Origin of the sequence: Nocardia sp. NPDC004860 (assembly GCF_040609015.1) — a bacterium.
Taxonomy (GTDB): Bacteria; Actinomycetota; Actinomycetes; order Mycobacteriales; family Mycobacteriaceae; genus Nocardia.
Genome location: NZ_JBEXJI010000010.1, coordinates 200,180 through 223,476, shown reverse-complemented (window position 1 = coordinate 223,476; position 23,297 = coordinate 200,180). Strand labels below are relative to the sequence as shown.

The following is a 23,297-nucleotide window of genomic DNA, read 5'->3' as shown; positions in this document are numbered from 1 at the left end:
GGTCATGGCGGCACCCAGGCATCCGATCCCGGCGGTCGGCACGCAGCGGCTGGCCGCGGCGTGTCAGGCCGAGGTGCCCGCATTGACCAAGCAGCTGATCGCGGCCATTTTCACCGACAATCCGGGGTGGACGGACTACACGGCGGTGCCGCGGGCGGACCTGCGGGACGGGTGCCGGCGGTATCTGACGCGGATCCTGGATCTGCTGGGCGGGCAGCCGCCGGATCCGGACGGGGACGATGTGGCCGCGGCCATCGGGCGGCGGCGGGCCGAGCAGGGCGTGCCGTTGGAGGCCATGCTGCGGACCTTCCGGCTGGGCGGCCAGATCGTCTGGGAAGCGTTGCTGGACAAGGCCGATGACATCGGTTCGGCGGAGACCCGACAGGTCGGTTCGGCGATGTGGGCGGTGGTCGACGGCATGTCGTCGGCGCTGGTCACCTCGTACCGGAACACCGAACTCGACCGGGTGCGCAGCGATGAGCGGCGCCGGCATTCGCTGATCGAGGATCTGCTGGCGGGCCGGGCGCACGACGCCACCTTCGCCGCTCGGGCGGGACGCGAGCTGAATCTGCCCGCGAACGGGGCGTACCTGGTGGTGGTGGCGCGCGGTGAGGGTGGGCCGCGGCTGCACATGGGTGCGGAGGCGGCGCTGGGGGCGTCGGGGATCCGGTCGGTGTGGCACGAGCGGGTCGATTCCACGGTCGGGCTGGTCTCGCTCGAGCATCGCGCGAGTTCGGCTGTGCTGCACCAGCTTCGGCCGCTGATCCGGGGGCGGGCAGGGGTCTCGCCGGCGGTTCCGGGCCTGGCGGGCATCGATACCGCACACGGGCTGGCAATGCTCGCGCTGGACACCGCGCCCGGCGATGAGCAGGGGCTGCTGGTTTCGCTGGACGAGCGCTACCCGGAGGCGCTGCTACTGCGCTCCCCCGATCTCACCGATCTGCTCGTCGCGCGCACCCTCGGCCCGGTACTGGAACTGCCGCCCAAGGAGCGCGACATTCTGCTCCGCACACTGACCGTCTGGCTGGCCGAGAACTGCTCGGCGGCCAATGCCGCGCCGAAGTTGCACTGCCATCGCAACACGGTCATCAACCGGCTGCAGCGCATCACCCTGCTGCTCGGCCGCCCGCTCGAGGGGCAGCGGGCCTACCTGGAACTTTCCCTCGCCCTGGCCGCTCTGGGACTGGCCGGCGCCGACCGCGACTGAGCCGCCGAAAGCCCGCTACTCACGGGTACAAATTGTGCTCTGCGCCCAGCCGCGCCGTGTCATATATGGGCTTCCAGTGCATTGATTGTGCATTTGGTGACCGACAGACTCGATCGGAATGACTCGCATCACAACCGATGGCGGGTTACGAGAGCAATCGAGAACGAGGAGCACCACGAGTGCCGGAATTCGATCTTCTGGTGATCGGCGGCGGTCCGGGCGGTTACGTCGCCGCCATCCGCGCCGCCCAGCGGGGCCTGACAGTGGCCCTGGCCGAAAAGGAACGCCCGGGCGGCGTCTGCCTGAACTGGGGCTGCATCCCGACCAAGGCCATGCTGCGCTCCGCCGAGGTCTTCCACACCATCGCGCACGCCGCCGATTTCGGCATCTACGCCGATAACCTGCGCTTCGACTACGCCGCGGTGCGGCAGCGCAAGGACGGCATCGTCAAGGAGCTGACCGACGGTGTCGCGGGCCTGCTGAAGGCCAATGGCGTGACCGTCATCGAGGGCCATGCGCGTTTCACGTCGCCGACCACGGTCGAGGTGGTCGAGGCCGGGCCGTCGCCGATCTTCGAGGGCGGCCCGCGCTACGCCGCCGCCCCGACCGCGAACGCCGTCCGGACCGTGAGCGCGAAGGATGTCATCGTCGCCACCGGTTCGATCCCGGCCGTGCTCCCGATTCCGGGCGCGGACCTGCCGGGCGTGATCACCTCCGACGGCGCGTTCGGCCTCACCGAGGTGCCGAAGCGCCTGGTCGTCATCGGCGGCAGCGCGGTGGGCGCGGAGTGGGCCAACCTGTTCCACGAGTTCGGCAGCGATGTCACCGTGGTCGAGATGCAGGATCGCCTGGTTCCGTTGGAGGACAAGGAGATCGGCACCGCCCTGGTGCGCTCGTTCACCAAGCGCGGCATCAAGGTGCTGACCGGTGCGACGGTCACCGCCATCGCCCAGGGCGGCACCGGCCTCACCGTCAGCGTCGGCGGCCCGCAGGCGCAGGAGCTCGCCGCGGACGTGGTGCTGGTCGGCGTCGGCCGCCGCCCCAATACCGCCGGGCTGGGCCTGGACGTCGCCGGAATCGACACCGACGCACGGGGTTTCATCCCCGTCGACGCACAGCTGCGCACCGCTGTCGAGCACGTCTACGCCATCGGCGATGTCACCGGTAAGGCGCTGCTCGCGCACGTCGCCTCGCATCAGGGCCTGGTCGCGTCCGACACCATCGCCGGCCACGCCGCCCACATCGACTACAACGTCATCCCCGCCGCGACCTTCACCCACCCGGAGATCGCCGGCGTCGGCCTCACCGAGGACGCCGCGAAAGCCGCGGGCCACGACGTCATCACCGCCAAGTTCCCGTTCGCGGCACTGGGCCGGGCCAAGTCCTTCGGCGATCAGGAAGGCTTCATGAAGATCGTCGCGGGCCGGCAGCACCAGGAGGTGCTGGGCGTGCACATCATCGGCCCGTCGGCCAGCGATCTCATTACCGAAGGGGCCCTGGCGATCTCGCTGGAGGCGACCCTCGACGAGCTCGCCGACACCATTCACGCCCACCCCACCCTCGGCGAGATCGGCATGGAGGCCGCCCTGGTCGGGCTGGGCCTGCCGGTCCACGTCGCGCCGCCCCGGAAGCGTTGAGGAGTTCCGTCATGACCACGACCACTTCAGCGGAGCTGACCAAGACCACCGCCGCGCCGCGCAAGACGGCGCGCAAGGCGACCCGCCCGGCCGACCAGGCCGCCGACGTAGCCGTATCGGAAAACCTGCTCGGCGGAGCCGATTTCGGCGGCGCGGATGCGGACACGCTACGCGAGCTGTACACCGACATGCTGTTCATCCGCCGCTTCGAGGAGCGCACCGCGCAGGCCTACCAGCAGGCCAAGATCGGCGGCTACTGCCACCTCAACCTGGGTGAGGAAGCCACCGTCGTCGGCGTCGGAAAGGCCATGCGCCCCAACGACTATCTGTTCACCAACTACCGCGAGCACGGCTACGCGCTGGCCAAGGGCATCGAGCCCGGCCGCGTCATGGCCGAGCTGTACGGCCGCTCCACCGGCACCTCCAAGGGCTGGGGCGGGTCGATGCACATGTACGACACCGAGACCCGCCTGCTCGGCGGCTACGCCATTGTCGGCGGCCAGGTTCCGCTCGCCATCGGCGCGGCGCTGGCCATCGACTACCGGGGCGGCGACGACGTCGTGGTGTGCCAGATGGGTGAGGGCACCACCAATATCGGCGCCTTCCACGAGTCGCTGAACATCGCGGCGCTGTGGAACCTGCCCGTCGTGTTCCTGGTCATCAACAACCAGACCGGCATGGGCACCACCGTCGAGAAGTCCTCCGCCGAACCGGACCTGTGGAAGCGGGCGTCGTCCTACCGCATGCGGGGTGAGCGCGTGGACGGCACCGATGTGCTGGCCGTGCGCGAGGTCGCGAGCGATCTCATCGAGACCGCCCGCCGCGAGGGCAAGCCCGCCCTGCTCGAGGCCGTCTCCTACCGGCTGAAGGGCCACTCGGTCGTCGACCCGGCCAAGTACCGCAGCGAGGACGCCGTCTCCACCGCCGTCGAGCACGACCCGATCGTGCTGTGGCACAACCGTCTTCTCGACGCGGGCGTGCTGAGCGAGGACTCGGCCGCCGCCATCGAGGCCGACGTCAAGGAACGCGTCCGTGCCGCGGTCGATTTCGCCGATCAGTCCCCGCACCCGGACCCGGCCACCCTGTTCGATTACAACTACGCGACCCCGGTCGCGGGCGATTCCCATCGCCTGCCCGGCGATCCGCTCTTCACCGCCTAAGGACATCACCGTGGCTGTCATGACCTACCGTGAAGCGCTGCGCGAGACCCTCCGCGAGGAGATGCGGCGCGACGACGACGTCCTCCTCATCGGGGAGGAGATCGGCGTCTTCGAGGGCTCCTACAAGATCACCGCCGGCCTGCTGGCCGAGTTCGGCGAGAAGCGGGTGCGTGACACCCCGATCGCCGAAGAGGGTTTCGTCGGCGCGGCCATCGGCGCCGCCATGCTGGGCCTGCGCCCGGTCGTCGAGATCATGACGATCAACTTCTCGCTGCTGGCGCTGGACCAGATCGTCAATCACGCCGCCAAGATCTACGGCATGTTCGGCGGGCAGACGTCGGTGCCGATGGTAATCCGCACCCCCGGTGGCGGCGGCCAGCAGCTCGGCGCGACGCACTCGCAGAACATCGAGCTGTACTACGCGTTCGTGCCGGGCCTGAAGGTGGTCGCGCCGAGCACGCCCGCCGATGCGAAGGCGCTGCTCAAGGCCGCCATCGACGACGACGATCCGGTGCTGTTCCTGGAGAACCTCTCGCTCTACAACACCAAGGGCGAGGTGCCGGACGACCTGCCGCCCGCCGAGATCGGCAAGGCCGCGGTCACCCGTGAGGGCACCGACATCACGCTCATCGGCTACTCGCGCATGGCCACCGTGTGCACCCAGGTCGCGGAAAAGCTTGCCGTGGAGGGCATCTCGGCGGAGGTCGTCGACCTGCGCAGCCTGCGGCCACTGGACCGCGACACCATTGTCGCCTCGGTCAAGAAGACCGGTTGCGCCGTCATCGGCGAGGACGACTGGCTGACCTACGGCATCGGCGCGGAGGTCGCGGCCTCCATCTCCGACGGCGCGTTCGACTACCTCGACGCCCCCGTGCGCCGGGTGGCCATGGCCGAGGTGCCGCTGCCCTACGCCAAGCCCCTGGAGAAGCTGGCGCTCCCGTCGCCGGACTCCCTCTACCGGGCCGCCCTCGAAACCCTTGCCGCCGTGGGCAAGCGACGCTGAGAACCGGAAGGAATCATGCCTGAAGTAACCATGCCCCGGCTCTCCGACACCATGGAGGAGGGCATCGTCTCGGCCTGGCTCAAGCAGGTCGGCGACCAGGTCAAGGCCGGCGAGATCCTCGCCGAGATCGAGACCGACAAGGCGCTGATGGAGCTCGAGGCCTACGAGGACGGCGTGCTCGAGCAGATCATCGCCGCGCCCGGCACCACCGTCGCCATCGGCGAGCCGATCGCGATTCTCGGTGACGGCAGCGGGGCGTCGGCTCCGGCCCCGGCCGCAGCTCCTGCCCCTCCGGCTCCGGCTCCGGCTCCGACCGCGACGACCGTTAGCGCGCAGGCGAATTCGGCTCCGACCGCCGGAAGCGGCAGTGCCCCTGCGGTTCCAGCCGAGTCCGGTGAGCGCAAGAAGTCGTCGCCGCTGGCCCGCAAGGTCGCCAAGGAACTCGGCGTCGACATCGCTGCCGTGACCGGCACCGGCCCCGGCGGCCGCGTCACCAAGCAGGATGTCGAAAACGCGGGCAGCACAGTCGCTCCGGCCGCGCCCGCCGCTGCCGCCCCGGCTCCGGTCGCCCCGGCTCCCGCGATCGCTCCGGCCACCGGCGACTACGAAGAGATCCCGCTGACCACCATCCAGCGTGTCTCGGCCCAGCGCCTCACCGAGTCCAAGCAGCAGGCCCCGCACATCTATCTGACCAGTGCGATCGATGTGACCGAACTGCTCGCCTTCCGCGCGCAGATCAACCAGACCCTGGAGGAGACCGGCTCCGGCAAGGTCAGCGTGAACGACCTGCTGGTGAAGGCGGTCGCCACCGCGCTGCGCCTGGATCCGGCGGTCAACGTCTCCTTCGCAGGCGACAAGCTGTTGCGGCACAACGCGATCAATATCGGTATCGCGGTCGCCACCGAGGCGGGCCTGCTGGTCCCGGTCATCCACGACGCCGACCGCAAGAGCGTGTCCGCCATCGCCGCCGAGGGCCGCGACAAGGCCGCCCGGGCTCGCGACCGCAAGCTGCGCGGCGAGGACATGTCCGGCGGCACCTTCACCATCTCCAACCTGGGCATGTTCGGCATCGAGCAGTTCACCGCGGTCATCAACCCGCCGGAGTCCGCGATCCTCGCGGTCGGCGCGGCCCAGGACGAGCTGAAGCTGGACGGCGAGAAGGTGGTGGCGCGCAAGATCCTTCGCGTCACGCTGTCGGCCGATCACCGTTCCATCGACGGCGCCGTCGCGGCCCGCTTCCTGCAGCAGTTGAAGGAGCTCATCGAGCATCCGCTGCGCATCGTGACCTAGTCACGCCCCGATCGCCGTCCGGTTCTCGATCCAGGATCGGACGACGTCGCCCGCCACCCGGCGCGCGCGGTTACCCATGCCAAGCCGCGCGACCGGCAGCCGTACTCACCCGGCGGCGGGTAGTGAACGCCGGATGGCGTGGACCGGGTTACCCGGCCGGTCCCCGCCATCCGGCTTTTCGCGTCGCTACGGCTAGCCTCGGGCGTGCCTATTCTCGAATCCATGGGGTTGCGGCGGTTCTCGAAGCTGACCTTCGGAGTATTCGTGGTGACGGCCGTGGTGAACGTCCTGCAATGGCTCGTACCCGGCACGCTGGCGCACCTGGAGCGGACTCCGTCAGGGCTGCATGGGGATTGGTGGCGCTCAGGCACAGCACTGTTCGTGCAAGATGGCGGATTCGCCGGCGCAATACTGAACCTGGCCTTCTTGCTGGCGCTCGGCCTGCTTGCCGAGCAGGTGCTCCCGCAGTCCCGTTGGCTGCTCCAGTATTTCGGGATCGGGCTGGTGGTCGAGTTCATCGCGTACGCCTGGCAGCCGGTCGGCGGTGGAAACTCCATCGCCGATTGCGGTCTTGCCGGAGGGCTCACAGTGGCGTTGTGGCGGCGGGACGAACGCCTGCCGCGTTGGTCGCTGACCGTCGTAATGCTATGGAGCGCAGCCATGTTCGCCACCCTTGGAGGCCAAGCGTGGTTGCCTGCGGTGTTGGGATGCGCGTTGCTGGTCGGGCCCGCAAATCTGATGGCGGCGCGTGGTCTGGACCTTCGCCGCCCGGTAGCGGCTCTGCTCGTGCTTGTCGGCCTGGCGCTCGCTGCAACTGCGAATATTCATGGCGCGGCCCTGATTCTGGGCACCGCTGCTGCGGCCAGTTCTGCCACCGGCAGTCAACACCGACGCCAGGAAACGGCCCCCTCCACGGAGGGCTCACCTGCGTAAAGCCTGGTGACGCCGGGCATGCCGAGCCGCGGCCGGCCGTTCGAGCCCTGCTAACATCGCTGGTCGAGACGTGAATTCGCGCTGAACATGTTGCATCCCAGACGGTCGGAGAGGTGGATTGTGGGCGACGCCCGGACCGAACGATGGGCCGAACATCGGGTCGAGATGCGGCGCACTCTGATCGACGCCGCCATCCGCGTGATCGAGACCGAGGGGCCGCAGGCCAGCATGCGCGCCATCGCCGCAGAGGCGAAGGTCTCCAAGCCCACCCTCTACCGGTTTTTCGCCGACAAGGCGGATCTGGCGCTCGCCATCGCGGATCAGGCCAAACAGGATATCGTGCGCGGCCTGGCGGAGGTCCGCCGGCAGCCGGCGGGCAGCGCCGGGGCGATGCTGCACGCCGCGCTCGCCGGATACGCCGCGCTGATCGTGGACCATCCGCAGATCGCGCGGTTCCTGTTCCTCGACGCGGAGAGCCCGGGAGCCAAGTCGCTCGAGAATTGGCAGGCGATCCGCTCCGAGGTCGCCGATCTGGTCGTCCTGATCATCGAATCGTCCGGCGCCACAACGGCGGTCGACGCGTCCCTCTACGCCTCGATGATCGTCGGGGCGGTGGAGGGCGCGGCGAACTGGTGGTCCGCGCCCGCCGAAATGCCCGGCTCGGCCGAGGAATTCGTGGCGGCGGCGGAACCCGTGGTGCGGGCGATCATCGAGCGGGCCGCGACCGCCGCCGGCGTGACGATCGATTTCGACCGGCCGCTGACCACCGCCTCCTGACCTGCGCCGGCAGCGGCTCTGCGGCGCGACCACGTCGCCGATTCAATACATCATCGCCTTCGACGGCACGCTCGCCGACGCCCCACTGCCGCAAAGGCCGTGGGCCCGCTCGCCTTCCGCCAGCTGCAACCCGCCTAGCGCGCGACACCGGCCGCCCGCAGATACGGCCAGAGTGCCGAGCGCGCATGCCGGAGGAATGGTTCCTCGGCCGTCGTTCCCCGAGCCGAGAGGACGGCACGGATCCTCGCGCGGAAGACGGGTTCGGTCATGCCGAACTCGACCAGGATGTCCTCGGGGGTGGGGCCACCGTACGGCTGCCAGATCAGGGCGAACTCGACGATGGCCCACTCGTGACTCCGCACCGGGGTCAGAAAGCCGATTCTTCGACGGTCATGATCTCGCTGTCGAGCGCGGCGAGGACCTCGAGGTCGGCGTCCAGCCGGGGCAGCACCTGCTGGGCGAAGAATGTCGCGGTGGCGACCTTGCCCTCGTAGTAGCGGCGATCGGTCTCGGCCGGGTCCGAATCGAGTGCGGCGAGAGCGGTTTCGGCGCCGGCGAGCAGGCGCCACCCGATGAGGAGGTCGCCGACGGCCAGCAGGAAGCGGACCGAGCCGAGACCGACCTTGTACAGCTCGTCGGGCTGTTCGCCGGCGGCCAGCAGATAGCCGGTCAGGATCCCCGCCATGTCCTGGACCTGTTCCAGCGCGACCGACAGCTGATCCTTGGCGAGCTTCAGCTGCTGCGGACCGTCGGCTTCCGCGGTCCGGCGCACCTGGGCGAGCACGTGCCCCAGGGCGACGCCGCGATTACGGGCGATCTTGCGGAAGAAGAAGTCCTGCGCCTGGATCGCCGTGGTGCCCTCGTAGAGCGAGTCGATCTTCGCGTCGCGAATGTACTGTTCGATCGGATAGTCCTGCAGGAAGCCCGAACCACCCAGGGTCTGCAGCGATTCCGCCAGATACTGGTAGGCGCGTTCGGAGCCGACACCCTTCACGATCGGCAGCAGCAGGTCGTTGACGGCGGCGGCCAGTTCCGGGCCGGCCCCCGAAATATGCTGCGCCACCACGGCGTCCTGGTGCCCGGCCGTGTAGAGGTAGACCGACCGCAGCCCTTCGGCGTAGGCCTTCTGCAGCAGCAGGGATCGGCGCACGTCAGGGTGGTTGATGATCGTCACCTTCGGGGCCGTCTTGTCGGCCTGGCGGGTCAGATCCGCGCCCTGCACCCGCTGCTTCGCGTAGTCCAGCGCGTTCAGGTAGCCGGTGGACAGCGTGGCGATCGCCTTGGTGCCCACCATCATCCGGGCTTCCTCGATCACCTTGAACATCTGCGCGATACCGTCGTGCACCTCGCCCACGAGCCAGCCGACCGCGGGGACGCCGTGCCCGCCGAGGGTCAGCTCACAGGTCGCCGAGGCCTTGAGGCCCATTTTGTGCTCGACGTTGGTGACGAACACGCCGTTGCGCTCACCGAGCTCACCGGTCTGCGGATCGAAGTGGAACTTCGGCACGAAGAACAGGGACAGGCCCTTGGTGCCCGGACCGGCGCCCTCCGGCCGCGCCAGCACCAGGTGCGCGATGTTCTCGAACAGATCGTCCGAATCCGCGCCGGTGATGAAGCGTTTGACGCCCTCGAGCCGCCAGGAACCGTCCTCCTGCCGAACGGCTTTCGTCCGGCCCGCACCGACGTCGGAGCCCGCGTCGGGCTCGGTGAGCACCATGGTGCCGCCCCAGTTCCGTTCCGTCATCAACTGCGCCCAGTGGCGCTGCTGCTCGGTGCCGACGCCGTGGAGGACATTGGCCATCATCGGGCCGATCAGGTACATGTAGGCGGCCGGTTGCGCACCGAGCACGAATTCCGAGATGGCCCAGGACACCATCGCGGGCGCCGGCATCCCACCGATCTCCTCGGCCTTGCCCACCCGCCACCAGTCCGCGTCGTACCAGGCCCGGACGGCCTGCTTGAAGTCTTCCGGCAGCCGCACCGCGTGTGCCGCCGCGTCGAAAACCGGTGGCGTGCGATCGGTTTCGGCGTAGGACGCCGCCGCCGGTCCCTCGGCGAGGCGGGCCGCTTCGGCCAGCATGGTGCGCACGGTGTCGGCGTCGAGGTCGCCGAAGGCGCCCGCGTCCAGGACGGTCCCGAGCCCGAACACCTCGAACAGGTTGAATTCGAGGTCGCGGACATTGCTCTTGTAATGGCTCACGAGTCACCACTTTTCGAGATACGGAACGGGCTGACAATGGCTTGTTAATGACCGATAAGTAAGGAACCCGTATCAATTCACGCCATTCACGTACTGGTAGCAGGCAATTCGAATCGACTAAGTGAATGGCCGCTAAGTGGCGTAATTCACCGGGCCGCCGCACGGACGCCGATCGGGGCCGCCGCGATCCGCTCGTCGACCGCAACCAGGACGTCGACGAGATCGTCACGCCACCGCAACCGCGGATTGCGCACGGCCTCGATGACAACCGTGGTGGATGCGCGGACCAGCAGCCGCGCCACCGCGGCCGGGATCTCGGGCCGGACCGCCTGCAACATGCGCCCCCACTGGGCAATGCTGTCCAGGCGGACGCGCCGGTAGCGCTGCACCGCGTCGTAGGGCAGGTGACGTGTTTCGCTGACGGTGATGGCCAGCAGGTCCGGTTCGTCGACGCCGAATCGCGCGAAGCTGCGCATCAGCGAGCGCATCGACGCCTCGGCGCTGCGGGTCTCCGCGACCGCCCGCACCAGTGTCAGCTGCAGCCATTCGTCCTGCCGTCGCACGATCCGATCGAGCAGTTCGGCCTTGTTCGAGAAGTGGTAGTACAGTGCGGGTCCCGAGACCCCGACCGCCGCGCCGATGTCCTCGATGCCGACGGCGGCGAAACCGCGGGTGCTGAACAGCCGGGCGGCCTCGGCGAGCATCCGCTCGGACCGGAGCGCTCGATCCAGCGCGGTATTCGCACCGTCGAGCCGCGCGGAGCGCGTCGGCGGCCGCCCCGCCGTCCGATCCGGCAGCTCGGTCCGGATCACCTCGGCGACAACGGATTCGAGCAGCTGCGCGGCGATCGGCAGCGGCAGCTCGGTCCGGTGATAGGACGGACTGACCGCGACCGACAGCACACACCAGCTCAGCAGCTCGACATCGGCGACGTTCAGTTCGGGACGGCAGCCGCGAATCCAGTGTCTGAGGTATCCGGTGAGCCGGGCGGCGCGCAGCAGCACCGCGGTCCGGTCACCGGGCGTCAGATTGCGGAACTCCAACTGCCACAGCCTGGGCAGCTCACGCAGCTCGAGCGCGACCCGGACCAGAGCGGCCGGTACCGCCGCCCCCGACGGGTCGGCCCGGTGGGCGGCCTCGACACGCGTCAGGGTGTCGTCGAGGCCGACCAGCAGGCACTGCCCGAGCAGTTCCTGCTTACCGTGGAAGTGCCGGTACAGCGCTGGCGCCGAAATGCCCACGGCCGCCGCGATATCGGACATGGACGTGCCGTGATAGCCACCGTGCGCGAAGGCGTCCACGGCAGCGTCCAAGATCATGGCACGCCGGGTCGGAGGGCGTTTCCCGGTCGCGGCGGCTCTCGTCCGCCGGTGTGTCGGCGCGGACGCCCGGTCAGGCCGCGGAGTCACCCGCGGCAGCCCATTCCGCCGCCGCGCGATCCGATCGGATCGCTGAAGTAGATCAGTGCCTGGAGAGCGGCGGGCAGAGGCGGCCCTGGCGGCAGCACCGCGCTCGTGGTTGCCGTGACATTCATGATGGGAAGGCTCCATACTGGTACCGTCGGTACCGATACCGAGGGTAGCACGACGTCCTCAGCAGGCGACATCCGTCAACAGGGCACCCCGGACCGAGAAGGCCGACTCGGATCACATCTCCAGCCGCTGAGTAGCGGGCTTTATTGCGCACCAACATAATTCGTCGAAATAACCTGATATTCAGGCGTTCAATCGTTGCCCACGGTATGCCATCCCGACCCGTCATACTCGCCGACCGGGAGAGTTCCCGGCCCGAGAGCCGGCAGGCGACGAATCCCGCCGAATCCGACCAGTGGAGGACCGACGCTCGAGTGACGGTTGCCACGCTCGCGACATGATGAGAAGATTTGCTAGTAACTCTCTCATCCTGTCGCAGTGTGGCGCTCCGGCGGGAGTGATCAAAGGAGATCAGCATGACCGCCGCCGTCGCGCTCGACCACGAGACCAAAGGCCGTCCCGAACGCCGCCCGTTCGAACCCGGCAGCCGCATGTGGGATGACGTCGGCCTGCTCACCTTCTCCCTCACCGCCGGGTCCGCCTTCCTGCTGCAGACCATGGAACCGACCATCGCCGCGGTGGTCGACGAGCACTCGACCTTCCGCACCGACCCGATGGGCCGGGCCACCCGCAGCATCGCCTCGGTGATGATGTGGATCTACGGCGGCGACGAGGCGCTCGCCGAGGCCGACCGGCTGCGGCGGATGCACGCCACCCTGAACTCCACCGACGCCCAGGGCGCCAAGCACCGGGCCCTCGCGTCCGCGCCCTGGGCCTGGGTCCTGCACACCAGCGTGTTCGCCTTCACCGAGGGCAACAAGTACTTCTCCAGCCGGAAGCTCACCGACGCCGACAAGGAGTCCTATTACCAGGAGACCGTGCAGCTCATGCGCAATTTCTCGGTGGCCCCCAAGGAGATTCCCGCGACCTACGCGGAATGGGAGCCCTGGTTCCAGGATCAGGTCGAAAACCACCTCGTCGCAACGAATGTCGCCTACGACTATCTGAAGGTGATCCGGAAGATCGCCCCGCCCAAGCAGATCCCCGCTCCCCTGCACCCCGTCTGGCGTGCCGTCACCAACCCGGTCGGCCGCCTCCAGTACTTCTTCACCGTCGGCACCACCCCCGAGCTGGTCCGCGACCGGCTCGGCCTGGAATGGACCGCGAAAGACGAACGCGCCCTGCGCATCCTGGGCCGCGTCATCGGACGCACCGTCCCCCACCTCCCCGAGCGCGTCCGCTACTTCCCCATTGCCTACGAGGCCCGCCGCCTCGAACGCGACCGCGCCCGCCTCCGCAAGATGATCAAACTCCGTCCCGTGTAATCACACGGGATCGGGGGAGCTCTCAGCATAGGGAACCGGGCGAGATGCCATGGTGAGAGCTCCCCCGTCAGGACAGCGGCCGGACCGGATGGCGGAGCAGGGTGCGCATGGCGGCGTCCTGGGTCCGGCGCGGGTCCGAGAGGTAGATCTCGTGGTGGCGGCCGTTCATGGTCAAGTGGTGTTCGGCCATGAAGGCTTCCATGCGGGCGAGGGTCTCGGGCTCGGTGGCGTACGGGCCGCGGTGCATGACCTGGATGGCGTCACCCTCGGTGAGCTGTTCGAAAGTGGCTCCGGAGACCATGTCCGGGGTCACCGGGTCGGGCATACGGATCATCATGGTCCAGTGCCATTCGTCACGCGGCACCTCCAGGGCGGGGCGGTCCGACTCGACCCACCACAGGCCCTCCAGCTTGGGGACCACGAAATCGTTGCCCTCGGCCTTGGCGATCTTCTTGGCGCCGTAGGCGGCTCGGTACAGGGTCGAGACGGCCTCGGTGTAGGCGTCGCCCAGGGGTGCGCCGACACCGCTGACCGTCGCGTAGTTGCAGGTCCGGAAGGTGCGCAGGACGGGTTCGGCGGGGGCGTCGTAGTAGTGCCTGTCGGTCTTGGCCAGGTCCAGTTTCATGGGTGCTCCTCCCTCGGGGTCGATTCGAGGATGCGGTCTCCCGTGACGGGAGGGTCAAACCCGGCGTGGCGCGCCGACCGGGAAGCGGACCGCGCACCCCGGTTCCTGGGGCTGGATCGCGGCCCTCGCAAGCACCAAGGTCACTATGGTGAGCATGCGGATGGTGTTGTGGCGCGCGTTGATCGGCGTGCTGCTACTGGTGGTGGGGGTTGTGGCGGAGCCGGGGCGGGCGGGGGCGCAGGCGCAGTATCAATGGCACGAGGAGTTCATCACCGCACCGGACGGGACGCGATTGCACGCGGACGTGCTGCGACCCGTCGGAATCGCCGACGACGTGCGCACACCGGTGATCATGACCGTGAGCCCGTACCGGGCGCACCTCATGCGGTTGAGCGAGCCGCGGGTCAAGGGCGGGCCGTCCACCGACGATCTGCCGGCGTCGCTGTTCCTGCAGGCCGGATACACCTACGTGATCGTGGATCTGCGCGGATTCGGCGGCTCCAACGGCTGCCCCGATTTCGGCGGGCCGGGCGAGCGGTCGGATGTGAAGACCGCGGTGGAATGGGCTGCGGGACAACCGTGGTCGACCGGCCGGGTCGGGCTGGCCGGCACCTCCTACGAGGGCTGGACCGGGCTCATGGGACTGGCCGAGCAGCCCGCCGGACTGGCGGCGGTGGCCGCCTTCGAGCCGGTCGTGGATCCCAGCACCTACCTCTACATGCAGGGCATCGCCTGGAAGTTCTCGCTGAAGCCGATCAGTGAGAACGGCTTCCGGCCCGGCGATCTCGCGGGCTTCGAGCATCTGATGATCGCCTCCACGCCCGCGTATCCGACCGATTCGGCCGAGTACAAGGCGAATGCTTCGAGCATCGATCCGGCCTGCTATCAGCACTACCTCGCCGAAACCACCAACCACGACGCGAATTCCGCATTCTGGCGGGACCGGGATCTGGTGGAGAAGGTGCGGGGCAACACCATTCCGCTGTTCCTCAGCCAGGGCTTCGTCGACTACAACACCCGCCCCGACCGGGTCTTCCCGCTGTGGAACGCGCTCGGCCCGGGCGAGCACCGGGCCTGGTTCGGGCAGTGGGGTCACCGCGACTGCACCGAGAAATGCGGTTCGCCCGACTTCGCCACCGAGCTGCTGGCGTTCTTCGACCGGCACGTGGCGGGCAAGGACGTGACGGTGCCCGGACCCCGGATCACCGTCGGCCAGTTCGACGGCCGGTGGCGTTCGGAGACCGCGTGGCCGCCCGCCGACAGCCGCGCCGTCGACATCGATCTGCGCACCGGACGCTACAACGACCGCGGCCTTGTCCCGGGCGCGGACCGCGAGATCTGGACCGTGACCCAGCCACTCGACCAGGACCAGCACCTGTCCGGTCAGGCGACGGCCACCCTCGGCCTGGACGGGCCCGCCGCGGCAGCCGTCACCGTCGAGGTCTACGACATCGACCCGAACAACCGGGCGACCGTCGTCACCCGCGGCATCGCCCCGGTCACCCCGACCGCCCAGGTCCGGCTGCTCGCACAGGACTGGCCCCTTGCCGCCGGCCACCGGATCGGCATCCGCATCACCGACGTGGTCGACGACGTGTGGGCGCACCCGCCGGCCTTCGCACCGGTCACCGTCACCACGGCCCAGATCCACCTGCCGCTGCTCGCCAGCATCCGCACCCCCGACCTGCCCGGCGATATCAGCGAGGCCATTCCGAAGTGGCGGAACGAGAAGTCGGTCTCGCTGTCCCCCGATGTGGTGAACAATGCCAGTGTGACCGCGAACTTCCCGCCCAGGGCCGGCGGATAGGCCCATGACCAGCACCGCGCCGACCGACGCCCGCACCGTCGACGATGCCACCGCCGAGCGGCTGGCCGCGGCGCTCCGCTGCCGAACCGTCTCCTACGAGAACCGCGACCGCATCGACCGCGCCGAATTCGACCGCCTCACCGCTCACCTCGAACAGTCCTTCCCACTGGTCCACACCCACCTCACCTGGGAAACCTTCGGCCACAGCCGCCTGTACCGCTGGGCGGCCGCCGACGGGCCGGATGACACTGTGGCGGCGATTCTGCTGGCGCATATGGATGTCGTGCCGGTGGACGATCTGGAGGCGTGGACGCACCCGCCGTTCGACGGCGTGGTCGATGACGAATTCATCTGGGGGCGTGGGGCTATCGATGACAAGAGCCGGGTACTGGCGATTCTGGAAGCGGTCGAGCGGGCGTTGAGTGCGGGTGTCCGGCCCAGGGAGACCGTGTATCTCGCGTTCGGGCACGACGAGGAGATCTTCGGCGCCGAGGGCGCGGGACGGATGGCGCAGCGGTTGCGTGACGCCGGTGTCCGGGCCCGGTTGCTGGTCGACGAGGGCGGCGTGATCACCACGGGTGTGGCCGACGGGATCGACGTGCCGGTGGCCACGATCATGGTGGGCGAGAAGGGGTTCGCGACGGTGCGGCTGTCGGTGACCGATGTGGGCGGGCATTCGTCGATGCCGGGACGGCAGACCGCGGTGGGGCGGCTGGCGCGGGCGGTCGCACGTATTCAGGATCATCCGTTCCCCTTGCGGTTGACGCCGGTCGCGGTCGACATGCTCACGCGGGTACGGGAATTCATGTCCGAACCGCGCCGGACGCTGCTCGGGCTGGTGCACGTGGCCGGGGCCATCGCGGCGCGGGTGCTGGCGGCCCGGCCGCAGACCGAGGCGCTGGTGCGGACCACCACCGCGCCGACCATGATCAGCGGCGGGGTGAAGCCCAATGTGCTGCCGCAGCGGGCCGAGGCGTTCGTGAACTTCCGCATCCTGCCGGGCGATTCGGTGGCCGATGTGCTGGCCCACTGCCGGAAGGTGGTGCGGGACAAGGGCGTATCCATCGAACTCGACGGCACCACCTCCGAGCCCTCGGCCGACCCGTCGGCGGGCCCGGACTTCGATCTCGTCGCCGGTGTCGCGCGCGAGGTCGCGCCGGGCATCGCCGTCACGGTCGGCGTCGTCCCGGGCGCCACCGACTCCCGCTATTACGACGATCTGGCCGCCACCCGCTGTAATTTCGCGCCGATCATCCTGACCGCCACCGATCTGGAGCGTATCCACGGCACGGACGAACGCATCTCCCGCGCCGATTACGCCCGATTGATCCGGTTCAACCGGCTTCTGCTCGACCGCCTCGTCGGCTGACCCCGGCAACCCCCACTCCACCGGACGGATTTGCCCGTCCGGCCCCGCCACGCGCCGGATGCGCGAGAATGACTCCGCCGGTACTCGACATTTCGGGCGCACCGTGTTGGGCGGGCGCACCCTCCGGCAGCGTGACGACCTCGAACCGAAGGGAGCGGCGAATGACCCGCACGGAAACCGGTGAATTCCAGGGAGCGGAAGGCCGCGTGTTCTGGCAGGCGTGGCTGCCCGACGGCGACCCCCGCGCCGTCGCCGTGATCGTGCACGGGTACGCCGAGCACTCCGGCCGGTACGCGCATGTCGCGCAGCGGCTCACCGAGTCCGGGGTCGCGGTCTACGCGCTCGACCACACCGGGCACGGCAAATCGGAGGGCCCGCGGGCGAATGTCGTCTCGCTGGATACCGCGGCCGACAATGTGCGCACCATGCTCACCACCGCCACCGGACGCCATCCCGGACTGCCGAGCTTCCTCATCGGCCACAGCATGGGCGGCCTCACCACCGCCTACCTGGCCACCCGCGACCAGCCGGAGGTGACCGGCGTCGTGCTGTCGGCCCCGGCCATCGATATCGAGGCGGGCAATGCGGTGCAGCGCCTGGCCGCGCCGCTGGTGTCGAAGTACCTGCCGAATCTGCCGGTGGTGAAGCTGGATTCGACGCTGGTGAGCCGCGACCCCGATGTGGTGCGCGCCTATGACGAGGATCCGCTGGTGCACCACGGCGGCGTCCCGGCCCGCACCGCCGGTGAGATGCTGCGCGCGGGCGAGTACGTCAAGTCCCACCTGGACCGCCTGACCGCCCCGCTGCTGGTCCAGCACGGCACCTCCGACGGCCTCGCCTCGCCCACCGGCAGCGACCTGCTGGAGCGGAGCGCGGCGTCGAAGGACAAGACGGTCATCCGCTACGACGGGCTCTACCACGAGATCTACAACGAGCCCGAACAGGACAAGGTGCTCACCGACCTGGTGAACTGGCTCGAGGCGCACCTGCCGCAGAACTGAGCCGGCGGCCGTAAACGGCCGGAATCCACTGCGCTACTCCGGATTCCGGCCGTTGGTCCGCTACCGGTAAGCCTTCAGGCAGGCGTCCTCGCCGTCCAGCACCCCGGTCCGGAAGGCCTCGAGCCGCACGAAGCCGCTGGGAACCAGAGCGCCGTTGACATCGGCGGCGGCCAGCCCGTCGAGCAACAGTCCGGAGATCGCCGCGTCGAGATCGGTTGCGGAGAGCTGCAAGTCGCTGCCGGGCCGGCTGAGCTGGGTGCTGTACACGCCCGAGAAGCAGGCGGCGCGCAGACCCGCGGTGCCGGCCCCGGTGATGCTCAGCTTCCGGGCCTGCTGCACGGCGAGCATGTAGCGGGAGACGAAGACGACGAAGGCGTTGTAGTCGCCGCCCACCATGGCCGAGAACAGATCACCGTTGTCACCGGCGACCGCCCGTTTCGCCAAGGCAGGCACGTCGGTGCCGATGACATTGGTGCTCGGACAGTACGAAACAGGTTGGGTCGCGGTCACGTTCGGGCAGGTGCGGGTGAGCCCCGTGTAGTCGTAGGCGGGCTCCGGCTGGATCGGGTAGGTGCGGGCCAGCGACTGCGCCACCAGCGTCAGGTCGGGCTGGTCCACCGGCAGCTGCTTGGCCTTGTCCCCCGGCTGGAAACTGGTGGGCAGGGTGCCGCGCCGTTTCTGAAGCTCGCTGCGGGTGATGCCCTTGCACGCGGTCGTGCCGTCGGTGTAGCCCATCTGCACGGCGGTGACCCGTTCGAACGCGGTCCCGTGCTCATCCTGCGACGCGCCGGGTTCCCGGTCCCGGAAGGAGATGACCGCGGCCAGCACGCCGTTCAGCCCGTCGGTGGTGTTGAGGGTGAAGTGCCGCGAATTCCCTTCCGCCACCGACCGCAGGAACACCCCCGCGAAGCAGTCGGCCTGCTGTTCGCGCACCACGCTCGAAGTGAAGAAGCCGTTCAGTTTGGCCTGCGCCTGGACCGAGTGCCCGTATTCGTGGGCCAGCACCATGACCACCGCCAGCTGCCCGAACTTCTTCACGAGTTCGGGCAGCAGGGTGCCGCGATCCCAGCCGATGGTCTGGTCGACGCTGCAGTAGGCGGCATTGACCTCCTGATAGGTGCTGCTGCGGCAGAAATCGACGGCCCGGGCGCGGGGCGCGGTGGCATCCCAGGAGATGAATCGGGTCACCGGGGTGAAGGTGCCCGGAAAGGTCTTGGCGTACTGCCCTTTCCAGTAGTCGGCGATATCGGAGATGGCGTTCAGGGCCAGCTTGTCGATGGCCCCGCCGTCCCCGTTCTCGGCCCGCAGATCCGCGTCCGGCACCCCGGTCCGGGGACCGCTGGGCCCGCTCGCCGAGGTCTGCCCGGTGAGTCCCACGGATTGGTCGTCGCCGGAGCCGAAACATTTTGTGCGGCTGGTCCTTTGACGGCCGAACAACCGGTGAGGACCACCCCCGCCACCAAGAGCACGACGGCCAGCCCCAGCCGCACCCGCGACGTCCCCATCTCGCCTCCCGCTCACCACTCGGGACCTGCTCCGAGTATCCACCGACATATCGCAGGAAGTCCCCGGTCTCGCAACTGCCGGTGGGAATCATCGGCCCGGTCACGGCGCGCCGCTCGCGACACGCATCCGGAAAATCAGCTGAGACGGCCGCCGCATTCATGGCACAGTCGAGCATCATGAGCGACTACCGCCGCCTGAACCGGGCCAACTGGGACGATCGCGCTCCGCTGCACGCCGGTTCCGGCGACTACGCCCTCGACAAATTCCGGACCGATCCGTCGTTCCTGAGCCACGTGGTCCGCTTCGACCTGCCGCGCCTCGGCGACATCCGCGGTCTGGACGCTGTGCACCTGCAATGCCACATCGGCACCGACACCCTCTCCCTCGCGCGGCTGGGCGCCACCATGACCGGCCTCGACTTCTCCCCCGCCTCCCTGGCCGAGGCTCGCAAGCTCGCCGAATCCAGCGCCACGCCAATCGATTTCGTCGAGGCCGACGTCTACGACGCCGTAACCGTGCTCGGCGCTGCGCGATTCGATCTCGTGTACACCGGCATCGGGGCGCTGTGCTGGCTGCCCGACATCCGCCGGTGGGCCGAGACGGTGGCCGGGCTGCTGCGGCCGGGCGGGCGGCTGTTCATCCGCGACGACCATCCGGTCCGGATGGCCGTGGACGAGGCCCGCACCGACGCGCTCACCCTCGGCTACCCGTACTTCGAGACGGCGGAGCCCATGGTGTTCGACGACGGAACCACCTATGTGGACATCGATCTGGCGGTCGCGCACAGCACCACCCACGAGTGGAATCACGGCCTCGGCGAGATCGTGGAGGCCGTCCTGCAGGCCGACCTGACCCTCACCCAGCTCGTCGAGCACCACAGCGTGCCGTGGGAGGCCCTCCCCGGTCGCATGGTGTGCGGCGAGGACTCCGAATGGCGGCTCGCCGAACACCCCGAACGCCTGCCCCTCAGCTTCACCCTGCAGGCACGCAAACACTGACATCGAAAAATGTTCGTGCGCATCCGGTTCCGCCCCGGATACGATCCGGACGCCACATGGAGTAGATCAGCGGTAGATCACCCGGCTCTTAACCGGGAGGGCGCAGGTTCGAATCCTGCCTCCATGCCCACCCTGGCCTAGCTCAGCGGCAGAGCACCCGGCTTCGGACCGGGAGGGCGCGAGTTCGAATCTCGCGGCCAGGTCTGCTTGTCACCGATTCAGGAGTTCCCTTGTCCGATCAGGTCTTTCGCCATGGTCCGCAGCGGTATGCGACGGGGCAGCTGTCGCGCGCGCTGACCGCCATCGTGCGCGCCGGGGCGAACAAGGCCGAGCGGCGGCGAGCAGAGGCCAAGGCGCAACGCTGGCGCGAGGTGCTGGACGGATTGGCGAGCGGCCGCGTCACGGTCGGCAGCCGCACCCCCGTCGCCGACCTGCCCGCCTGGGTGACCCTGGAGGTCGCACACGGCGGATTCACCACCGGCCGCGGCCTCGCCGAGGCCCCACTCACCCGGGACGAGGCGGAACGAGTCGCCGACCTGCCCGCCGAGGTGCCCGGCGACAACCCCCGCGAACGACTCAACCTCTGGTACCTCGGCGACGCCGGCCAGGCCCAGCTCCTGGCAGCCCTGCGCAGCGGCCACTATCGCATCCAGCTCCCCGAGCATGCGGCGCTGCTCGTCGTAGCCCTGTTGCTGGACAAGGGTTTTCCCGAGCAGGCGCTCGACCTGGTCGCCGAACTCCGCCCGTACATGTCGCGTCTGCGCTTCACCCCCGCCTTCGACCTCGTGGCCCGCCCGTCCGGCGCGGCGGTGCGGGTGGCGACCGTCGCCGAGGCCGCCGACGCCCTGCGCGGCGTGCGCACCCCGGAACAACTGACCCTCATGCACGCCACCATCGAGGTCTGGACCCCGCTCTACGACCGTCTGGTCGCACTCTGGTGCGCCACCGTCGACGGCGACCTCCCGAGCCGCGACCGCACCGGCACCGTCATCGGCGGCCTTCCGGGCAGCGCCGTCCCGCCCCACTGGATGCACGAACGTGCCCGCTGGCTGGCCGATTTCGAGTCCGCCCGCACCACCCACGAGTTCCGCGGCCACCACGCCCACCGCAAGAGCAACTTCACCCACCTCCACGAGGCGCTGCTGAGCATCCGCGACGAGGCCCGCGACAACGGCTCGATCGATGTGTCATCAGGAACCACCGCCCGCATGTCGGCCGGGCCCGCACCGGCAACGAACCCGGCCAACCAGCAGTCGGCGGCCGCTCGATCGGTGGACTCGCAGTCAGCGAACCCGCACCCGGGCGCCGCGCAGTCGACCGACGCGGACACTCGGCCGGCACGTACGAGTCTGCTGAACCCGCACCAGGTTGATCGAGTTCGCCGGGCGCTGGCCAATACGCTCGCCCGGCACGGGGAACCCGGTAGCGCCGCACGGGAGTCAGCGCGGGCGGAACAGGCGGCCGCTATTGCCGCGCCGCTGTATACGGATTTCGCCGGCGTTCTCCTGACGCGCATCGAACGCTTCCCCGCGGACGGTGGCCTGCCCTCGCTGGACCCTGTCACCACGCCGGTCGGGGCGGACGACAGGGTCGCGATCGCCGACGGCACCACCATCCCACAGCATTTGCAGGACAAGGCGATTCGCGCATTGGAAGCGCCCGCCGAGGAGCTGGTCCAGCGCGGAATCGTCGGTTCCGGCGAGGTGCTGGCGGCGATGCTGCCACAGCTCACCTCCCGGCTGCTGGCCGCCGATATCGCTGATCCGGTGGCCGCGAGCCTGTACGAGCAGATGTACACGGCCTTCCGGCAGCGACGCAGCCTGCTGCTGCTCAACCTCCAGTATCAGGTGCGGTTCGACGAATTGCCCTGGGTCACAGCCCTGCACGCGCTGCGCACGGCGACCGGCACCGGAAAGCCGGACGACGCAACCCGCGCCGGGTCGTCCGATGGCCTCCGCTCCAGGAAGTCCCGGGAATCCCGCGACGGGAACTCCGGTGGTGGATCGGCGGCGGCGCGGCGGCTGCTGCGGCAGACGACGTTGCTGGCCATCGAGTCGTTTCCGGAGGCGGTGCTGCCGAACCCTCTGGTGCGCGAATTCCACACTCTCGCAGAGCAGGCCGGGCTGCGGGTGCCGCTGGTCGAGGAGGTGGCGGCGGACATCTTCATGGGCACGTTCACCGAGAAGTGGCGGGCAGCGGCGATCATTGCGAGCCGGACCCTGACAGGCACGCTGTACCAGCGGTATTACGACCTGCCGTCGGCCGACCACTGGCGCGCGGGTGCGCGGAGCGAAATCCGGTGGGGCAAGTCCACTGCCACCGATTTCACGGAGCTGTGTGCGCGGCGCGCCGTCGAGGCAGGTACCCGGCACGACTACGTCGCCCGCAATGGCGCGCTGCTGGAGCAGAGCCAGATCCTGACCACCCACAATCTGGTTGTCCTCGTCGACGCGCTGGATCTGGGCGAACAGCTGCGCGAGTCCGCGCCCGATCTGGCGAACCGCACCTTCGACTGGATCATCCGGCGCCTGAGTCAGCCCGCCCACGGTCATGCCGCCCTCATCCAGGTGAAGAACGCCGCCTACGCGTGGCGGCAGGCCGTATTCCTGCTCAGCTATTGCGATCTCGCCGGCCAGACCGGCCAGATCGACCGGCTGATCGACCAACACGCTGTCCCGCGCCTGGAGCCAGCCGTCGCGGGATTGGCCCACATCGTGGCGGGCGGCCGGTTCGCGCCGAACGGCCTCGAGCCGAACGGAGCCGGCCGCCGCCTGCTCGGCTGGGCGGTGGGACGCCACTGGTATTTCGGCTGACCGCCATCGTTTCGGTTGCCGGCACGTCCGAGCGCTGCCCGCAAGCGAATCACTCCCCGACACGGTGGGGCGCGGAACCAGTGCCCCGCCCCTGGCGTCCAAGTGGGGAGACGC

18 protein-coding genes and 2 tRNA genes are annotated in these 23,297 nt (G+C 69.0%); 15 read left to right on the top strand and 5 right to left on the bottom strand.

Going from position 1 to position 23,297, the window contains the following annotated elements:
• Positions 1-4 precede the first annotated feature (4 nt).
• From ABZV44_RS20790 to ABZV44_RS20760, 7 genes are all read left to right on the top strand, one after another.
• On the top strand, positions 5-1,207 hold the full coding sequence (locus tag ABZV44_RS20790; RefSeq protein ID WP_354838433.1) for a helix-turn-helix domain-containing protein: 1,203 nt from the start codon (positions 5-7) through the stop codon (positions 1,205-1,207).
• Between the two features lie 179 nt (positions 1,208-1,386).
• Positions 1,387-2,844: a dihydrolipoyl dehydrogenase gene (lpdA, locus tag ABZV44_RS20785; protein WP_354838430.1), complete on the top strand. Its 1,458-nt coding sequence runs from the start codon at positions 1,387-1,389 to the stop codon at positions 2,842-2,844.
• A gap of 11 nt (positions 2,845-2,855) precedes the next feature.
• Entirely contained in the window at positions 2,856-4,004 is a 1,149-nt protein-coding gene (gene pdhA, locus ABZV44_RS20780) for a pyruvate dehydrogenase (acetyl-transferring) E1 component subunit alpha (RefSeq protein ID WP_354838427.1), read from the top strand.
• A gap of 19 nt (positions 4,005-4,023) precedes the next feature.
• Positions 4,024-5,007: an alpha-ketoacid dehydrogenase subunit beta gene (locus ABZV44_RS20775; RefSeq protein WP_354838425.1), complete on the top strand. Its 984-nt coding sequence runs from the start codon at positions 4,024-4,026 to the stop codon at positions 5,005-5,007.
• A 15-nt stretch (positions 5,008-5,022) separates the two neighbouring features.
• On the top strand, positions 5,023-6,297 hold the full coding sequence (locus tag ABZV44_RS20770) for a dihydrolipoamide acetyltransferase family protein (RefSeq protein WP_354838422.1): 1,275 nt from the start codon (positions 5,023-5,025) through the stop codon (positions 6,295-6,297).
• 204 nt (positions 6,298-6,501) lie between these two features.
• Positions 6,502-7,230, top strand: coding sequence for a rhomboid family intramembrane serine protease (locus tag ABZV44_RS20765; RefSeq protein WP_354838420.1), 729 nt, complete (start codon positions 6,502-6,504; stop codon positions 7,228-7,230).
• Positions 7,231-7,350: 120 nt separating this feature from the next.
• Positions 7,351-8,007: a TetR/AcrR family transcriptional regulator gene (locus tag ABZV44_RS20760; protein WP_354838417.1), complete on the top strand. Its 657-nt coding sequence runs from the start codon at positions 7,351-7,353 to the stop codon at positions 8,005-8,007.
• A 134-nt stretch (positions 8,008-8,141) separates the two neighbouring features.
• On the opposite strand, the gene ABZV44_RS20755 is transcribed toward ABZV44_RS20760, so the two are convergent.
• From ABZV44_RS20755 to ABZV44_RS20745, 3 genes are all read right to left on the bottom strand, one after another.
• Positions 8,142-8,369 (bottom strand): hypothetical protein, encoded by a 228-nt coding sequence (locus ABZV44_RS20755; protein ID WP_354838415.1) that lies wholly within the window; start codon positions 8,367-8,369, stop codon positions 8,142-8,144.
• A gap of 5 nt (positions 8,370-8,374) precedes the next feature.
• Positions 8,375-10,207 (bottom strand): acyl-CoA dehydrogenase, encoded by a 1,833-nt coding sequence (locus ABZV44_RS20750; RefSeq protein ID WP_354838412.1) that lies wholly within the window; start codon positions 10,205-10,207, stop codon positions 8,375-8,377.
• 146 nt (positions 10,208-10,353) lie between these two features.
• Entirely contained in the window at positions 10,354-11,526 is a 1,173-nt protein-coding gene (locus ABZV44_RS20745) for a helix-turn-helix domain-containing protein (RefSeq protein ID WP_354838409.1), read from the bottom strand.
• A 629-nt stretch (positions 11,527-12,155) separates the two neighbouring features.
• Between ABZV44_RS20745 and ABZV44_RS20740 the strand changes: the two genes are divergently transcribed.
• Positions 12,156-13,064: an oxygenase MpaB family protein gene (locus ABZV44_RS20740; RefSeq protein ID WP_354838406.1), complete on the top strand. Its 909-nt coding sequence runs from the start codon at positions 12,156-12,158 to the stop codon at positions 13,062-13,064.
• Positions 13,065-13,131: 67 nt separating this feature from the next.
• Here the strand turns inward: ABZV44_RS20740 and ABZV44_RS20735 are convergent, their stop codons facing one another.
• Positions 13,132-13,689, bottom strand: a complete 558-nt coding sequence (locus tag ABZV44_RS20735) for a GyrI-like domain-containing protein (RefSeq protein WP_354838404.1) — start codon at positions 13,687-13,689, stop codon at positions 13,132-13,134.
• A gap of 154 nt (positions 13,690-13,843) precedes the next feature.
• On the opposite strand from ABZV44_RS20735, the gene ABZV44_RS20730 reads away from it, so the two are divergent.
• The 3 genes from ABZV44_RS20730 (at position 13,844) to ABZV44_RS20720 (ending at position 17,866) form a co-directional block, all read left to right on the top strand.
• Positions 13,844-15,496: a CocE/NonD family hydrolase gene (locus ABZV44_RS20730; RefSeq protein ID WP_354838401.1), complete on the top strand. Its 1,653-nt coding sequence runs from the start codon at positions 13,844-13,846 to the stop codon at positions 15,494-15,496.
• A 4-nt stretch (positions 15,497-15,500) separates the two neighbouring features.
• Positions 15,501-16,865 (top strand): M20/M25/M40 family metallo-hydrolase, encoded by a 1,365-nt coding sequence (locus ABZV44_RS20725; protein ID WP_354838398.1) that lies wholly within the window; start codon positions 15,501-15,503, stop codon positions 16,863-16,865.
• Between the two features lie 161 nt (positions 16,866-17,026).
• On the top strand, positions 17,027-17,866 hold the full coding sequence (locus tag ABZV44_RS20720; protein WP_354838395.1) for a lysophospholipase: 840 nt from the start codon (positions 17,027-17,029) through the stop codon (positions 17,864-17,866).
• 60 nt (positions 17,867-17,926) lie between these two features.
• On the opposite strand, the gene ABZV44_RS20715 is transcribed toward ABZV44_RS20720, so the two are convergent.
• On the bottom strand, positions 17,927-19,243 hold the full coding sequence (locus ABZV44_RS20715; RefSeq protein WP_354838392.1) for a metallopeptidase: 1,317 nt from the start codon (positions 19,241-19,243) through the stop codon (positions 17,927-17,929).
• A gap of 302 nt (positions 19,244-19,545) precedes the next feature.
• Between ABZV44_RS20715 and ABZV44_RS20710 the strand changes: the two genes are divergently transcribed.
• The 4 genes from ABZV44_RS20710 (at position 19,546) to ABZV44_RS20695 (ending at position 23,183) form a co-directional block, all read left to right on the top strand.
• Positions 19,546-20,370 (top strand): class I SAM-dependent methyltransferase, encoded by an 825-nt coding sequence (locus tag ABZV44_RS20710; RefSeq protein ID WP_354838536.1) that lies wholly within the window; start codon positions 19,546-19,548, stop codon positions 20,368-20,370.
• A gap of 55 nt (positions 20,371-20,425) precedes the next feature.
• A tRNA-Lys gene (locus ABZV44_RS20705) sits at positions 20,426-20,500 on the top strand.
• A 1-nt stretch (position 20,501) separates the two neighbouring features.
• Positions 20,502-20,573, top strand: a tRNA-Arg gene (locus tag ABZV44_RS20700).
• Positions 20,574-20,600: 27 nt separating this feature from the next.
• The gene (locus ABZV44_RS20695; protein ID WP_354838389.1) at positions 20,601-23,183 is read left to right on the top strand and encodes a hypothetical protein; all 2,583 of its coding nucleotides are present in this window, start codon (positions 20,601-20,603) and stop codon (positions 23,181-23,183) included.
• The last annotated feature ends 114 nt before the right edge of the window (positions 23,184-23,297 follow it).

Bases quoted from the DNA above. Each gene is read 5' to 3' on its own strand.
- ABZV44_RS20790 (WP_354838433.1), top strand. From the start codon at position 5: ATGGCGGCACCCAGGCATCCGATCCCGGCGGTCGGCACGCAGCGGCTG.
- pdhA (WP_354838427.1), top strand. From the start codon at position 2,856: ATGACCACGACCACTTCAGCGGAGCTGACCAAGACCACCGCCGCGCCG.
- ABZV44_RS20775 (WP_354838425.1), top strand. From the start codon at position 4,024: ATGACCTACCGTGAAGCGCTGCGCGAGACCCTCCGCGAGGAGATGCGG.
- ABZV44_RS20770 (WP_354838422.1), top strand. From the start codon at position 5,023: ATGCCTGAAGTAACCATGCCCCGGCTCTCCGACACCATGGAGGAGGGC.
- ABZV44_RS20745 (WP_354838409.1), bottom strand. From the start codon at position 11,526: ATGATCTTGGACGCTGCCGTGGACGCCTTCGCGCACGGTGGCTATCAC.
- ABZV44_RS20740 (WP_354838406.1), top strand. From the start codon at position 12,156: ATGACCGCCGCCGTCGCGCTCGACCACGAGACCAAAGGCCGTCCCGAA.
- ABZV44_RS20735 (WP_354838404.1), bottom strand. From the start codon at position 13,689: ATGAAACTGGACCTGGCCAAGACCGACAGGCACTACTACGACGCCCCC.
- ABZV44_RS20730 (WP_354838401.1), top strand. From the start codon at position 13,844: ATGCGGATGGTGTTGTGGCGCGCGTTGATCGGCGTGCTGCTACTGGTG.
- ABZV44_RS20725 (WP_354838398.1), top strand. From the start codon at position 15,501: ATGACCAGCACCGCGCCGACCGACGCCCGCACCGTCGACGATGCCACC.
- ABZV44_RS20720 (WP_354838395.1), top strand. From the start codon at position 17,027: ATGACCCGCACGGAAACCGGTGAATTCCAGGGAGCGGAAGGCCGCGTG.